At 69.5% G+C, this 15,117-nt stretch carries 12 protein-coding genes and 2 tRNA genes; 9 read left to right on the top strand and 5 right to left on the bottom strand.

Features of this window, described 5'->3' with window-relative positions:
* Positions 1–32 precede the first annotated feature (32 nt).
* The 4 genes from OG972_RS14755 (at position 33) to OG972_RS14740 (ending at position 3,308) form a co-directional block, all read left to right on the top strand.
* Positions 33–1,175 carry an SDR family oxidoreductase gene (locus OG972_RS14755; protein ID WP_266981732.1) on the top strand — a complete coding sequence of 381 codons (1,143 nt, stop codon included), beginning with the start codon at positions 33–35 and terminating at the stop codon, positions 1,173–1,175.
* Positions 1,176–1,314: 139 nt separating this feature from the next.
* On the top strand, positions 1,315–1,776 hold the full coding sequence (locus tag OG972_RS14750) for a molybdenum cofactor biosynthesis protein MoaE (RefSeq protein WP_266981730.1): 462 nt from the start codon (positions 1,315–1,317) through the stop codon (positions 1,774–1,776).
* Between the two features lie 127 nt (positions 1,777–1,903).
* A complete protein-coding gene (locus OG972_RS14745) occupies positions 1,904–2,074 on the top strand; it encodes a hypothetical protein (protein WP_266981728.1) in 171 nt (56 codons plus the stop codon).
* A gap of 145 nt (positions 2,075–2,219) precedes the next feature.
* On the top strand, positions 2,220–3,308 hold the full coding sequence (locus OG972_RS14740; RefSeq protein ID WP_266981726.1) for a PDZ domain-containing protein: 1,089 nt from the start codon (positions 2,220–2,222) through the stop codon (positions 3,306–3,308).
* 52 nt (positions 3,309–3,360) lie between these two features.
* Here the strand turns inward: OG972_RS14740 and OG972_RS14735 are convergent, their stop codons facing one another.
* Entirely contained in the window at positions 3,361–3,930 is a 570-nt protein-coding gene (locus tag OG972_RS14735; protein ID WP_266981724.1) for a PPA1309 family protein, read from the bottom strand.
* 127 nt (positions 3,931–4,057) lie between these two features.
* Here OG972_RS14735 and OG972_RS14730 point away from each other — a divergent pair, with 127 nt between their 5' ends.
* The 4 genes from OG972_RS14730 (at position 4,058) to OG972_RS14715 (ending at position 9,684) form a co-directional block, all read left to right on the top strand.
* Positions 4,058–6,919 (top strand): UPF0182 family protein, encoded by a 2,862-nt coding sequence (locus OG972_RS14730; RefSeq protein ID WP_266990481.1) that lies wholly within the window; start codon positions 4,058–4,060, stop codon positions 6,917–6,919.
* A gap of 54 nt (positions 6,920–6,973) precedes the next feature.
* Positions 6,974–7,047 (top strand) — tRNA-Met (locus tag OG972_RS14725).
* A 212-nt stretch (positions 7,048–7,259) separates the two neighbouring features.
* Positions 7,260–9,341 carry a sel1 repeat family protein gene (locus tag OG972_RS14720; protein ID WP_266981722.1) on the top strand — a complete coding sequence of 694 codons (2,082 nt, stop codon included), beginning with the start codon at positions 7,260–7,262 and terminating at the stop codon, positions 9,339–9,341.
* A gap of 269 nt (positions 9,342–9,610) precedes the next feature.
* A tRNA-Met gene (locus tag OG972_RS14715) sits at positions 9,611–9,684 on the top strand.
* A 66-nt stretch (positions 9,685–9,750) separates the two neighbouring features.
* On the opposite strand, the gene OG972_RS14710 is transcribed toward OG972_RS14715, so the two are convergent.
* The 4 genes from OG972_RS14710 to OG972_RS14695 all read right to left on the bottom strand — a co-directional run bounded on the left by OG972_RS14710 (position 9,751) and on the right by OG972_RS14695 (position 13,486).
* Positions 9,751–10,896 (bottom strand): ABC transporter substrate-binding protein, encoded by a 1,146-nt coding sequence (locus OG972_RS14710; protein ID WP_266981720.1) that lies wholly within the window; start codon positions 10,894–10,896, stop codon positions 9,751–9,753.
* Between the two features lie 44 nt (positions 10,897–10,940).
* Complete coding sequence (locus OG972_RS14705) at positions 10,941–11,816, bottom strand: ABC transporter permease (RefSeq protein ID WP_266981718.1); 876 nt, start codon at positions 11,814–11,816, stop codon at positions 10,941–10,943.
* Positions 11,813–12,628 carry an ABC transporter ATP-binding protein gene (locus tag OG972_RS14700; RefSeq protein ID WP_266981716.1) on the bottom strand — a complete coding sequence of 272 codons (816 nt, stop codon included), beginning with the start codon at positions 12,626–12,628 and terminating at the stop codon, positions 11,813–11,815. The genes OG972_RS14705 and OG972_RS14700 overlap by 4 nt, the downstream gene beginning before the upstream one ends.
* Before the next feature lie 438 nt (positions 12,629–13,066).
* Positions 13,067–13,486: a Fur family transcriptional regulator gene (locus OG972_RS14695; protein WP_266981714.1), complete on the bottom strand. Its 420-nt coding sequence runs from the start codon at positions 13,484–13,486 to the stop codon at positions 13,067–13,069.
* A gap of 151 nt (positions 13,487–13,637) precedes the next feature.
* On the opposite strand from OG972_RS14695, the gene OG972_RS14690 reads away from it, so the two are divergent.
* Positions 13,638–15,107, top strand: coding sequence for a catalase (locus OG972_RS14690; RefSeq protein ID WP_266981712.1), 1,470 nt, complete (start codon positions 13,638–13,640; stop codon positions 15,105–15,107).
* The last annotated feature ends 10 nt before the right edge of the window (positions 15,108–15,117 follow it).

Here is a 15,117-nt window from a genome sequence, read left to right as displayed (position 1 = left end):
TACGTACTGAAGACAACCGCTGGAGACGCCCGGTGAGTTCCCCAGATCCTCAGGTTCGCGCAGCGCGAAACCTGGCCGACCCTTCGCCCGAGAGCACGCCCTCGAAAAGCCGCTCCAAGAGCCGCGGCCCCGTCGTCGCGGTCACCGGTGCCGCGACCGGCGTCGGTGAGCTGCTCACCGCGCGCCTCGTGGCATCCGAGGAGATCAAGCAGGTCATCGCCATCGACGAGCGCCGAGGCGAGGTCTCCGATGCGACCTGGCACATTCTCGACGTGCGCGACCCCGCCATCGCCGAGAAACTGCGCGGCGCAGACGTCGTCGTCCATCTGGCACTCGATCTCGACCTGGAGACCGACCCCGCCGCCCGTACCGCGTACAACGTCCGCGGCACCCAGACCGTGCTGACGGCCGCCGCGGCCGCCGGGGTCCACCGGGCCGTGCTCTGCACCTCGGCGATGGTCTACGGGGCGCTGCCCGACAACGACATCCCGCTCGCCGAGGACGCAGAGCTCCGTGCCACGGCCGAGGCCACCGGTGTCGGTGACCTCCTGGAGATCGAACGGCTCGGCCGCCGCGCACCTCGTGCCCACCCCGGGCTCAACGTCACCGTGGTCCGCCCCACCGTTCTGGTCGGCGGTACGGACACGGCGCTGACCCGCTACTTCGAGTCGCCGCGCCTCCTCGTCGTCGCCGGATCGCGCCCCACCTGGCAGTTCTGCCACGTCGACGACCTGGTCACGGCTCTTGAGTACGCCGCGCTGGAGAAGATCGACGGGGAGTTCGCGGTCGGCTGCGACGGCTGGCTGGAGCAGGAGGAGGTCGAGGAGCTCAGTGGTGTACGCCGGATGGAGCTGCCCTCCGCCGTCGCCCTCGGTGCCGCGGCCCGCCTGCACCGGATCGGTCTCACCCCGTCCCCCGCGGGCGACCTCGCGTACACGATGCACCCCTGGGTGGTCAGCGTGAGCCGACTGCACGACGCCGGCTGGCGTCCCCGGTGGACCAACGAGGAGGTGCTCGCCGCGCTCCTCGAAGAGGTCGAGGGCCGGCACACCGTCGCCGGACGCCGGCTCGGCCGCAAGGACGCCACCGCTGCCGGTGCCGCCGGTGCGACCGTCGCGCTGCTCGGCACCGCCGCCCTGGTCCGTCGCGCCCGCAAGGCGCGCCGTCGTCTCTAGTGCCACTCCCGGCAAGCTTTGCCCCGTCGTCGAACCGCCGTCTGCCGGGCGGGTCTGTAGAAGGCTCCAAGGCTGCCGACGGTCCGCCGGTGGAAAGGGCTATTCCGTGATGTCAGTGCGGTACGGCACCATGGGCGGCATGGCACCCACCCACGACCACCCCGGTGAGCAGGCGGCACAGGACCCGATCCGGCTGCTGGAGATCCGCGAGACACCGCTGTCGGTCGACGAGATCTTCCGCGCCGTCGGGGACGACGCCGCGGGCGGCACCGCGCTCTTCGTCGGCACGGTGCGCAATCACGACGGCGGACAGGACGTCGGCGCGCTCGGCTATTCCTGCCATCCGTCGGCGCAGGACGAGATGCGCCGGGTGGCCGAGAAGGTCGTGGCCGAGTTCCCGGTCCGGGCGCTGGCGGCGGTACACCGTGTGGGTGAACTGGAGGTGGGAGATCTGGCCGTCGTCGTCGCCGTCTCCTGCCCGCACCGCGCGGAGGCGTTCGCGGCGTGCCGCAAGCTCATCGACGACCTCAAGCACGAGGTTCCGATCTGGAAACACCAGCGGTTTTCCGACGGTACGGAGGAGTGGGTCGGCGCCTGCTGAGCTCAAACCCAATCAGCGGTCATCCGCCCCGATTTGCGTAACCGCACCCCTGCCATGAGCGTTGATTCTGCAGATGGCTAATCTGCTGATCGGCAGTTGCGGTCGCTCATGGGGTAGGGAGGTCGTCATGGCAGCACTCGCCTGGTTGCTGATTCCGCTTTTCGCTGCTTTCGGCGCTGCGATATGGGGGAGCTGGGCCGCCAGAAATCGCACGACCGGCGATGTCACCGAACTCGCCGGGTATGCCCGGTTCCGTGAGGCGATGGAGAAATCTCACTCCGGTTCCGACGCTGCCTGAGGCAGCACCGCACGTACGCAGTCGCCAATCCGCATCGCGGCGCTGGCTGCCCCCGCCGATCGGCAACAGCACCGCCCCCGACCCTCCGCCCCTGACGGACCGGCCCCGGCGGTGCACTGACAGACCCTTCCCGTACTGTCGTTCCATGCCACGCCGCACCGCGACGATGCTCGCCTCCACACTGATCCTCATCGCGCTGCTCTGCGCAGGTGTGCTGATGAAGGTGCCGTACTCGGAGATGTCTCCCGGTCCGACGGTGAACACGCTCGGCAAGGTCGGCGGAGAACCGGTCCTGCAGATCTCCGGGCGCAAGACGTACAAGACGTCCGGCAACCTCAATATGACGACGGTGCGGGTCACGGGCGCCGACTACAACATGAACCTCGTCGAGGCCGTCTACGGCTGGCTCGCCCACGACGGCGTCGTCGTCCCGCACGACACGCTGTATCCGAACGGCAAGACCGAGCAGCAGTCGACGCAGGAGAACGCCGAGGAGTTCAGCCAGTCCCAGGAGAGCGCCAAGGTCGCCGCCCTGACCGAGCTGGGCATCCCGGTGACCTCGCGCGTCGTGGTCTCCACGGTGATCAAGGACAGCCCCGCGCAGGGCAAGCTGCACGCGGGCGATGTGATCAAGGCGGTCGACGGTACGGCGGTCAAACAGCCCGAGGACGTCGCGAAGCTCGTCACCAAGCACAAGCCCGGCGAGAACGTCACGTTCACGGTGATCCCGGCCAAGACGGCGGCCGCCGCCGAGAAGGCCGGCAAGGAGCCGCAGGGTTCCGAGAAGATCACCATCACGACGGCGAAGGCGGCCAAGGAGAACCGGGCGATCGTCGGCATCCAGGCCGGGACGGACCACACGTTCCCGTTCCGGATCGACATCAAGCTCGCCGATGTGGGCGGCCCGAGCGCCGGCCTGATGTTCTCCCTGGGCATCATCGACAAGCTGACGCCCGGCCAGCTGACCGGCGGCAAGTTCATCGCGGGCACCGGCACCATCGACGACCGGGGCAAGGTCGGCCCGATCGGCGGTATCAACATGAAGCTGGTCGGCGCGCGCAACGCGGGCGCCAGGTACTTCCTGACGCCGGACGACAACTGCAAGGCCGCCGCGTCCGACACTCCTGGCGGGCTCACGCTCGTGAAGGTCAAGACGATCGACGACGCGAAGAAGTCGCTGGAGAAGATCCGCACGGGGGACACGGCCGCTCTGCCGAGCTGCTCGGCAGGCTGACCGCGCCCCCACGACCACGGCGGACGCGATACCGCCCGCCGTGGTCGGACTCTCAGGACTCGAACGTGGCGGCCAGCGCCTCGGCCAGCCCCGGTACCAGACCCGCGCCGGTCAGTACCTCACTCGGGGAGTCCTTCTCCCGGAGCCGTACGGCGGACTCCCGCGCACCGTTGCGCAGGACGGCCACGGTCATCCGCACCTCCTGCCGGTCGGGGTGCCGGGCGACCCACTTCGTCAGCTGGGCGTCACTGAGCCCGTCCGGTACGGAGGCCTCGGCGGACGGCGGCAGCATCAGACGCTCCACCGTCATCGCGCATCCGGCCACCGCGTCGGGCCAGGCAATGGTGGCGAGGAACTCGTCCAGCGCCTTTCCGCGGGGGATCTCCTCCTGCTCGATCGGAGTGAGTGCGGCGGTTGTCGACTCCGGGCTGTCGAGACCGAGCTGGGCGGCGAGCCCCGGCTCCTGGGCGCGCAGCTTGGCGGTGTCGACGAGAGCGAAGAGCCGGGCGGGCTGGTCCCAGCCGAGGCCGGCGGCGTACTCGTCGATTTCGAGCACGGCGACGGTGAGGGGGCTTGCGGCCATCGGAGGGCCTGAGGGGGAAACGTTGGGCATGCCCAACATCCTGCCTCCTTCCGCCCCGGGAACGGGAACTAGGTAAAGCCTCAGTAAGTTGCATAGGTGGGCTCTACGATCGCTGGGCCCGTTTCACACGACCGCGAACTTCGAGGTGCGCACGTTGGCTTTCCAGATGCCGGACCGCGGCGGAGGCCCGACCGGGCCACGGATCAGAGTCGGCCGCCCGTCCCGGCGCGCCCGTACCCTGCTCATGACACTCGGCGTCCTGGCGATTCTCGCCATGGCGTTCGTCATGTTCGCCGGGTTCTGGACGGACTGGCTCTGGTACCGGTCGGTCGCCTATTCATCCGTCTTCACCACCACCCTGTGGACCAAGATCGGACTGTTCCTCGTCTTCGGACTGCTGATGGCGATCGCTGTCGGCCTGAACATCTGGCTCGCGCACCGGCTCCGGCCGCCGCTGAGCGCGATGTCGCTGGAGCAGCAGAGCCTGGACCGCTACCGGATGAGCGTCGCCCCGTTCAAGAAGTGGGTACTGCTCGCGGTCACCGCGCTCGTCGGGCTGATCGCCGGAGCGTCCGCATCGGGCCAGTGGCGCACGTGGCTGATGTACGTGAATGGCGTGACGTTCGGGCAGAAGGACCCCCAGTTCCATCTGGACGTCTCCTTCTACGCCTTCGACCTTCCGTGGTACCGATTCCTGCTGGGCTTCGGCTTCGCGGCCACGGTGCTCTCGCTGATCGCCGCCGCGCTCACCCACTACCTGTACGGCGGGCTCCGCGTCACCAGCCCCGGCGCGCGGGCGACCGGCGCGGCCACCGGCCATCTGTCGGTGCTGCTCGGCGTCTTCGTCTCGCTGAAGGCCGTGGCGTACTGGCTCGACCGGTACGGGCTGGCGGTGAAGTCCAGCGACTTCAAGGCGACGGACAACTGGACCGGCCTGCGGTATGTCGACGCCAACGCCTATCTGCCGGCGAAGACGATCCTGTTCTGCATCGCCGCGATCTGCGCCGTGCTGTTCTTCGCGACGCTGTGGCGCCGCACCTGGCAGCTCCCGATGATCGGCTTCGGTCTGATGGTGCTCTCGGCGATCCTGATCGGCGGTCTGTACCCGGCGATCGTGCAGAAGTTCCAGGTCCAGCCGAACGAGCAGGCCAAGGAAGCCCCGTTCATCCGGAAGAACATCCAGGCGACGCGTGACGCGTACGACATCGACGACGCCCAGGTGAACGACTACTCGGGCAAGAGCACCACGACGGACGACGCGAAGCTGCGCGCGAGCGCGGACGACGCGGCGAGCTACCGGGTGATGGACCCCAACGTCGTCTCCCCGGCCTTCCAGCAGCTCCAGCAGAAGCGCAACTACTACCAGTTCCCCAAGACACTGGACGTCGACCGCTACAAGGACGCCTCCGGCAAGGACCAGGACACGGTCATCGGTCTGCGCGAGCTCAACCTGGACGGTATCCCCAAGCGCAACTGGATCAACGACCACTTCACCTACACCCACGGTTACGGCGCCATCGCCGCGCGGGGCACCACGACGGGCAAGAACCCGAAGGGGTCCCCGGACTTCACCGAGTCGGGTCTGCCGACCACCGGCGAGCTCGGCACGTACGAGCAGCAGATCTACTACGGCGAGAAGACCGAGCAGTACTCCATCGTCGGCGGGCCCCAGAAGGAGCTCGACTACGAGGAGGACGGCGAGAAGACCACCAGCTACAAGGGCAACAGCGGGGTCAGCCTCTCCAACGCGTTCAACCGCGCCGCGTACGCGGTGTCGTTCAGCGAGCCGCAGATCCTCTACTCGGGGGCCATCGGCGAGGGTTCGCGGATCCTGTACAACCGCACGCCCAAGGAGCGCGTCGAGGCGGTCGCCCCGTGGCTGACCATCGACGGCGACGCGTATCCGGCCGTGGTGAACGGCCGCATCCAGTGGGTCGTCGACGCGTACACCACCACCAACGGGTACCCGTACGCCTCGCGTACGACGCTCGGTGACACCACGGCCGACTCGCTGACCACCAACCAGCGCGCGGTCGTCGCCCAGCAGAACCAGGTCAACTACATCCGCAACTCGGTGAAGGCCACCGTCGACGCGTACGACGGCAAGGTCAAGCTGTACGAGTGGGACACCAAGGACCCGGTCCTCAAGACCTGGCGCAAGGCGTTCCCGGGGACGGTGGAGCCGCGGGCCGACATTCCCCAGGACCTGATGGCCCACCTGCGGTACCCGCAGGACCTGTTCAAGGTGCAGCGCGAGCTGCTCACCCGCTACCACGTCACCAACCCCGCACAGTTCTACAGCGGCAGTGACGCGTGGCAGGTCCCGGACGACCCGACCAACAAGGAGTCCGGCGCCGTCCCGCCGTACTACCTGAGCATAAAAATGCCGGACCAGTCGGCTCAGAAGTTCTCACTGACCACGACGTTCACCCCGAAGGGGCGGCCCGACCTCGGGGCGTTCATGGCGGTGGACGCGGATGCGGCCAGCAAGGACTACGGCACCATACGGCTGCTCAGAGTCACCACGACGGTGAAGGGCCCCGGGCAGGTGCAGAGCGAGCTCAACGGCAACGACGATGTCGCCGAGTTCGTGAGGAACCTCAAGGGAACCGACTCCGACATCGAGTACGGCAACCTGCTGACGGTGCCGCTCGACGGGGGCTTCCTCTACATCGAGCCGGTCTACACGCGCGGTGGCACGCAGAACTATCCGCTGCTGCGCAAGGTGGCTGCCTCGTACGGCTCGAAGACCGTCTTCGAGAACAGCCTCGGGGAGGCGCTCAACGCGGTCTTCGGGGTGGACGGCACCGAAACCACGCAGCCGCCGGGCGAGACCACGAAGCCGCCTGCGGCCACCGGCGACGCCGCGCTCAAGCAGGCGATCGCGGATGCGCAGAAGGCCTATGCGGACGGTGAGGCAGCCCTGAAGAAGCAGGACTGGACCGCTTACGGCAAGGCCCAGGCCGATCTGCAGGATGCGCTGAAGCGTGCGGCGGAGGCCGCGCCCAAGGCTGACAAGGGCAGCTGAGCAGCTGCCGGTAAAGCCCCACCCCCGCGTCGTGGTACGGTTTGAACACAACGACGCGGGGTGGAGCAGCTCGGTAGCTCGCTGGGCTCATAACCCAGAGGTCGCAGGTTCAAATCCTGTCCCCGCTACTGAAAGACGAAGGCCCGGATCCTTTCGAGGATCCGGGCCTTCGTCGTGCCGTGAAACCTTCCCATGTGGTGGGCGTGAAGTGCGGTTCGCGGGGCACGAGTTGGGCCCGGACGTGTTTGACTTATCTCTCTGTGGGCATGTCGACAAAACGCTGAAGTGACCTCACTGGCCGCGGTATACCAGGTGTACGCGGGTTGCAGGTGGTGGGACGATGGTATTTATGGGGGACAGGGCAACTCTGTTGGAGACAGGGCGGTTTGTGCAGCGGCACGTCCATAGGATGGAAAACGTGACGGACGCCGCTTTTGTCGCTGACGCTGCTGGCAGCGCCGTGACCGTTGAGAACGCCGAGACCGTGGAAGGTGTCGAGGTCGCGGGGGCGGCCGGGACCACGGGAATCGCCGGGACCGCGGCGGCTTCCGGCGACGCCGAGAGCACGGAGAGCGCCGAGACCGAAGCGCGGCACCGCCGCGCCGCCGACGCCGGGGACACCGCTTCCATGAGCGTCCTCGGCGCACTGCTGCTGCGCCGTGGTGATCTGAACGGCGCCGAGCCCTATCTGCGGGGAGCCACGGCCGACGGCGACCGGGCCGCCGCCAACAACCTGGGTGTTCTCCTCCATCAGCGCGGCTATGCCGACGAGGCGGCCGGCTGGTGGCGTATCGCCGCCGTCGCCGGTTCCGCCGCCGCCGCGCACGCCCTGGGCCGCCACTACCGCGAGCGCGGCGACGAGCCCGGCGCCGAGTACTGGCTGCGCCAGTCCGCCGAGCAGGGCCATGCGCTGGGCGCGTACGCCCTTGCCGACCTGCTGGAACACCGCAGTGACGTCGGCGCCGAGCGCTGGTTGCGCGCCGCCGCCGAGCAGGGCCACCGGGAGGCCGCTTACCGCCTGGCACGCGCCCTGGAGCGCAGGGCCGCCGACGATCCGCACGACGCTTTCGGCCGTCCCGGAGCGGACGCGGGGCTCGGGATGGGCATGGGGCCCGGTCCGGGCGCGGCCGGTGGTCCCGTGACCGGTACACGTAACGCGGGCGGGGCTGCCGCGCGCAAGGACGACGGACCCGTGGCCGGTTCTGCCGCGGGGCGGGCCGGTGAGGCCGAGCAGTGGTACCGGCAGGCCGCCGCGCGCGGACACCGTCGCGCCGCCCTGCATCTCGGCGCCATCCTCGAACGGCGCGGCGAGCTGAAGGAGGCCGGCCGCTGGTACCTCACCTCCGCCAAGGACGGCGAGGCACGGGCCGCCTGCGCGCTCGGCTTCCTGCTGCGCGATGCGGGCGACGAGGAGAGCGCCGCCGTGTGGTGGCTGCGCGCCGCCCAGGACGGTGACGGCAACGCTGCCAACGCCCTGGGCGCCCTGCACGCCGCCCGCGGCGAGCAGCAGACCGCCGAGCGCTGGTACCGCGCCGCCATGGACGCGGGCGACGTCAACGGCGCGTACAACCTCGGACTGCTCTGCGCCGCCCAGGACCGTACGCCGCAGGCCGAGCAGTGGTATCGCCGTGCCGCATACGCCGGTCATCGCGAGGCCGCCAACGCACTGGCCGTGCTCCTGCTCCAGGCGGGGGACGCGACCGGTGCGGAGCCCTGGTTCTCCAAGGCCGCCGAGGCGGGCAGCGTCGACGCCGCCTTCAACCTCGGCATCCTGCACGCAGGGCGCGACGAGGACCGGGCAGCGCTGCGCTGGTACGAGCGGGCCGCCGCCGCCGGGCACACCGAGGCGGCGCTCCAGGTCGGCATGGCGCTGCTGCACCACGGCGAGGAGCAGGAGGCCGAGCGTCATCTTCGCTGCGCCGCGGGCGGCGGCAGCGCCGAGGCCGCCTTCCGGCTGGCCGGGGTGCTGGACTCGCGGCAGCCGCCGCCGGGACCGCCCGCGCTCGGCGAGCCGATGCCGGAGAAGACCGAGTGCGAGGAGTGGTACGAGCGGGCCGCCGAGCAGGGGCACCGCCGCGCCCAGGTGCGCGTCGGCATGCTCGCCGCCGCTCGCGGCGATGTGGACAGCGCCGCCCGCTGGTACCGCGAGGCGGCCGAGGCGGGCAGCCGCAACGGGGCCTTCAACCTCGGGCTGCTCCTCGCCCGCGAGGGCAGCGAACGCGAGGCTGCGTTGTGGTGGAGCCGTGCCGCGAACGACGGGCACGGGCGGGCCGCGCTGCGCCTCGCCCTGCTCGCCGCCCGCCGCGGCGAGCTCACCGAGGGGCAGCGTTGGTGCGCCCGGGCGGTCGAGCTGGGCCCGGCGGAGGTCGCCGAGCGGGCAGCACGGCTGCGCGAGGCACTGCACCAGGAGCTGACCGCGTAGGGAGCGCCAGGGGTGCGGTACGGGGCGCGGCGCCGGCCGTAGCGCCCCACCCGTCCGAGCCGGTGCAGGGTCGCCGGGCATGCTGCATGCCACGGGATGTGCCGGCCGGTCCGGCGCCGTACCACGCGGTCAGCCGCGTCACCCGCGATTCTTCCCGAGCCCCGGCCCGCTGTGCGGGCCGGCATGCCGAGTCGTCCGCAGGCCCCGCACCCCTCCACCGAAACGGATTTGCGCTGGTCGGGGGCGTCACGTAAAGTTGTGTTCATCGACGCGGGGTGGAGCAGCTCGGTAGCTCGCTGGGCTCATAACCCAGAGGTCGCAGGTTCAAATCCTGTCCCCGCTACTGAAGACAGAGGGCCGGATCCTTTTACAGGGACCCGGCCCTCTGTTCATGTCCGGGGCCTTCGCCTCAGAGCGTGTGGCCCACCGCCTCCCCGTACATCGCCCGGTCGACGGCCTTCTCCTCCGGCACCGGCTTGCCGGCCGAGACGCCCGCATCGCGGTACGCCTGTTGCAGGCGGTCCGTCGTGCCCTTCCGGATCTCCCAGTCCATTCGCATCGACGGAGTCGACCGCAGCGTCGCCTCGTCGATCTTCATCAGCTTCGCCAGTTCCGCGACGAAGGCGGGATCGGACTTGTAGTTCCCGGAGAAGTAGGTGTTCACCGTGCGGATGTAGGCACGGAGGAAGGCGACGCCCGCGTCCGGGTCCTCGGTCAGCAGCGTCGGGCCGAAGAGCAGGCCGCCGAGCGGTTCGCCGACCGGCTGGCCGCCGAGGAACGCGTACTTCTTGTCGCCGTCGACCTTCCGCCAGACCGGGTCGAGCAGCCAGGCGGAGTCCACGCCCCCGTTCTGCAGAGCGGTCAGCACATCCGCCGAGCCGAGCTGCTGGAAGCTGATCTTGTCGAGCCCGCCGCCGTGCTTCTTCAGCGATGTGTCCATGGGGTACGCGATGACCGACCCCTTGCCGATCATGGTGCCCATCTTCCGGCCCGCCATGTCGACGTGACCGGCGCTCTCGCCCTCCTTGAGGCGGACCCACAATCCGCTCTTCGAGGTGGGGTCGGGGGAGAAGTTCCCCGCCACCCACTTGATGTCGAAGCCGCCGTTGATGCCGTTCATCACGGCCGCCTCGGGGGCCGCCCACTGGGCGTCGACATCGCCCTTGGCAAGCAGCGGCAGGGCGTCCGGGGTGGGGAGCACCCTCAGTTCGACAGTCAGGCCTTCCTTCGCGAACTCGCCCTTCGCGACGGCGACCTGGAGCGGAGCAACGTACTCCGCGCTCAGGGTGCCGGTCGCGACGGTGATCTTCCGCTTCCTCGTCAGCGGCTGCGCGGCGGGCGCGCCCCTGTCGCAGCGGGCAGGTTTCCGGTCCGGTGCCAGATCGGCCGGGTCGGTCCAGCTGCCCGTACCGCAGCCCGTGACGGGCTTGACGGTGCGTGGCGCGGCAGTGGCGCCGGTGTCGTCGCCGGAGTCGTTCCCGGCGCAGCCCGCCGCGGCGAGCAGTGCTGCCGCGACGAGTCCGACGGTGCGGGTGAGAGGGGTACGTGTACGCACAGTGCCTCCGTACGGGGAACTCGATGGAGCAGGGGAGGTGCCGTTCACGACTGGCCGCGGCCGCGGTCGCGCGGCGCCCACGGGGTGAGCAACCGTCCGGCGATCCGCACCGCTTCGGAGAAGACGACGCCGAGAACCGCCACACAGACGATGCCGACGAACATCACGTCGTTCCGAAACAGCGCCCGGGAGTCGAAGATCAGATGCCCGAGCCCGTCCGCCGCGGCGATCTGCTCGGACGCCACGATCACCAGGACCGCCACCCCCGCCGCGATCCGTGCACCGACCAGCACCGCGGGCAACGAGGCAGGCAGCAGCACATGCCGGAACATCTGCCAGGGGGAGGCGCCGAAGACCTGGCCGGCGTCGCGGTGACCCGCCGGGACGGCGAGGACGGCAGCCATGGTGGAGATCCAGACGAAGAAGAAGACCGTGGCAGCGACCAGTGCGAGCTGCGGCCCCTCGCCGAGGCCGAACATATTGAGGAAGACCGGCAGCAGAGCCAGCTTCGGTACGACGTACAGGGCATCGAGCAACGGTTCCAGCGCGGCTCGTACGAGGGAGAGCGCCCCCATCAGCAGGCCGAGCGCATATCCGGTGACGGTGCCGATCGCGTAGCCGCCGAGGACCCGTTTGAGCGTGGCCCACACATCGGGCCACAGCTCGCCGTCGGCCGCGCGGTCCCAGCCGTCCGCGAGGATGGTGGACGGGGCCGGATAGACCCGGTCGTCGATCCAGGACTGCGTGGCGGCCAGCTGCCAGAGCAGGACGAGGAGCAGGGGTACGGCGACGGCGAGCGCCACCTCCAGGGCGCGACGCCTGCGATGGGTGCGTACGGGATGCAGCTCCTGCGGGCCCGGCCTGCGCAGCAGGACGGCCCCACCGCCTTCCTGACGTGCGCGTTTCACGGCTGTGCTCATGCCGGGGCCACCTCTCTGCGGACCTCGCCGCGCAGCAGCTCCCACAACTCGCTCTTCAGCGCGGTGAATTCGGGTGCCGAACGGACGTCGCCGGTGCGCGGCCGGGCGAACGGCGGTCGGCGCTCGGCGATGATCCGGCCCGGCCTGGCGGACATCACCAGCACCCGGTCGCCGAGCACGATCGCCTCCTCCAGGCTGTGGGTGATGAAGAGCGTGGTGGTACGGGTGGTCTGGGTGAGGTCCAGCAGTTCGTCCTGCAGGATCGTCCGCAGCTGGGCATCGAGCGCCGCGAACGGCTCGTCCATCAGCAGGAGTTCGGGTTCGACCGCGAGGGCGCGGGCGATGGCGACGCGCTGCCGCATCCCGCCGGAGAGCGCAGCGGGGTAGGCGCCGGCGAACTCCGCGAGCCCCATCCGGGCGAGCCAGTCGCGCGCCCGGGCGTCGCCCTCCTTGCGCGGCACGCGCTGGATGTCGAGGCCGAACCGGACGTTGGCGAGGACGGTCTTCCAGTCGTGGATCCCGTAGTCCTGGAAGATCATCGCGGCCGGGCGGGGTGATGCCGTACGGATGGACAGTTCGCCCACGCTGGGGCGGAGCAGTCCGGCGGCGATCCTCAGCAGCGTGGACTTCCCGCAGCCGGACGGGCCGACGATGCAGGTGAACTCACCCGGCGCGATGTCGAGATCGACCGGGCCGAGGGCGGTGAGGGTCTTGGCGCCGCGCCCGAACGAACGGGTGAGCGCCTGTGCCCGGAGCTTGGGAGCGGCGGGTGTGGGTGGGGGCGGGGGTGTGCTCGGGTGCGGATCTCCCACGGGTCTCTCCTCGTGCGGTCGAGGTGTGGATCCGCCGCGGGGCGGACGCGATCGCCGCCGACGATATGACGACCCGTCAGATTCGGGAAGGGGGTGCGCGCAGGATGGGTGTGCCGCACACCTGGTTCCCGGGACGCGCGGTTCTCTGCGCACCTGCGGCAGCTTGTCCCACAGTTCGGTCGGCGCCCAGGAGGATCACCGGTGCAGGAGCGGCGGTCGGCGGGTGCTCCTCCGCGCAGGACCGGACCGTCCCTCATCGGGGAGTCGACGACCCCGATCGTGACGCTGCGGTCGATGCGCAGCTCCTCGCCCGGCATCTGCCGGGGCCGGGCGGCGAGCGTCGTGGGCACCAGGCGCGGTCCGGTACTCGGGTCCTGGGGTGCCGGCATGCGAAAGGCCCGGTGCGAGTGTCGCTCGCACCGGGCCTTTCGCGGCGTCTCAGGCCGTGGCCGCGCAATTCGGGCAGATGCCGCGGTATGTCACCTCGACATCGGAGACCGTGAAGCCGAAGCGCTCGTCGGCCGGCAGGTCCGCCAGCGGATCGCCCGCCGGGTGCACGTCACGGATGGCGCCGCACCGGGCGCAGACCAAGTGGTGGTGGGGGCGGTGTGCGTTCGGGTCGTACCGCTTCGCGCGGCGATCCGTGGAGACCTCGATGACCTCACCGAGGGTCACCATCTCGCCGAGCGTGTTGTAGACGGTGGCGCGGGAGATCTCCGGCAGCTTGGCGACGGCGCGGGCGTGGACCTCGTCGGCCGTCAGGTGCACATGGTCCCCGTCGAGGACTTCGGCCACGACACGCCGCTGCGCAGTCATGCGCCAGCCGCGTCCGCGGAGCCGTTCCAACAGGTCACTCATGGAAGCAAGCCTAACAGTGAGGGGACCCTGGTCCCGAATGGGTGTGACTTTAGATGTTCACTTGACTTGGACTTAGTCCATTGTAGGATCGGGATCGGCATACGCCAAGGGACAGGCTGTGCGGACATCAGGACATGACGGAAGTGCAGGAATGACGCAGGAGGCGCACGTGACGCAGGGACCGCTCACCACGGAGGCCGGCGCGCCGGTGGCCGACAACCAGAACAGCCAGACCGCGGGCGTCGGCGGTCCGGTCCTGGTGCAGGACCAGTCGCTCCTGGAGAAGCTCGCGCACTTCAACCGTGAGCGCATTCCGGAGCGCATCGTGCACGCCCGCGGCGCCGGTGCGTACGGCACGTTCACGCTGACCCGCGACGTCTCGCAGTGGACGCGGGCGAAGTTCCTCTCCGAGGTCGGCAAGCAGACCGAGACGTTCCTGCGCTTCTCCACCGTCGCGGGCAACCTCGGCTCCGCCGACGCGGTGCGCGACCCCCGCGGCTTCGCGCTGAAGTTCTACACCGAAGAGGGCAACTACGACCTCGTCGGCAACAACACCCCGGTGTTCTTCATCAAGGACGCCATCAAGTTCCCGGACTTCATCCACACCCAGAAGCGCGACCCGTACACCGGCTCGCAGGAGGCGGACAACGTCTGGGACTTCTGGGGTCTCTCGCCCGAGTCCACCCACCAGGTGACCTGGCTCTTCGGTGACCGCGGCATCCCGGCCACGCTGCGTCACATGAACGGGTACGGCTCGCACACCTACCAGTGGAACAACGAGGCCGGCGAGGTCTTCTGGGTCAAGTACCACTTCAAGACCGACCAGGGCATCAAGAACCTCACCCAGGCCGAGGCGAACAAGCTCGCCGGCGAGGACCCGGACAGCCACCAGCGCGATCTCCGTGAGGCGATCGAGCGCGGCGACTTCCCGTCCTGGACCGTGCAGGTCCAGATCATGCCCGCGTCCGAGGCGGCCACCTACCGCTTCAACCCGTTCGACCTCACCAAGGTGTGGCCGCACGCGGACTACCCGCCGATCGAGATCGGGAAGCTGGAGCTCAACCGCAACCCGGAGAACATCTTCGCGGAGACCGAGCAGTCGATCTTCAGCCCCGCGCACTTCGTGCCGGGCATCGGCCCGTCCCCGGACAAGATGCTCCAGGGCCGCCTCTTCGCGTACGGCGACGCCCACCGGTACCGCGTCGGCATCAACGCCGACCACCTGCCGGTGAACCGTCCGCATGCCACCGAGGCACGGACGAACAGCCGTGACGGCTACCTGTACGACGGTCGCCACAAGGGTGCGAAGAACTACGAGCCCAACAGCTTCGGCGGTCCGGTCCAGACGGATCGTCCGCTGTGGGAACCCACCACGGTCACCGGTGAGATCGGTACGTACGAGGCCCCGAGCCATGCCGAGGACAACGACTTCGTGCAGGCCGGAAACCTCTACCGGCTCTACTCCGAGGACGAGAAGGCGCGTCTGATCGACAACCTCGCAGGGTTCATCGCCAAGGTCTCGCGCGACGACATCGCCGAGCGCGCGATCAACAACTTCCGTCAGGCCGACGGCGACTTCGGCAAGCGACTGGAATCGGCGGTCCAGGCCCTGCGCGCCTAGTACCGGCTCT

Source organism: Streptomyces sp. NBC_01669 (genome assembly GCF_026339735.1).
GTDB classification, from domain to species: Bacteria; Actinomycetota; Actinomycetes; order Streptomycetales; family Streptomycetaceae; genus Streptomyces; species Streptomyces yanii.
Note: the sequence above shows the minus strand (reverse complement) of the source record. Positions and strands in the feature narration are given on the sequence as shown.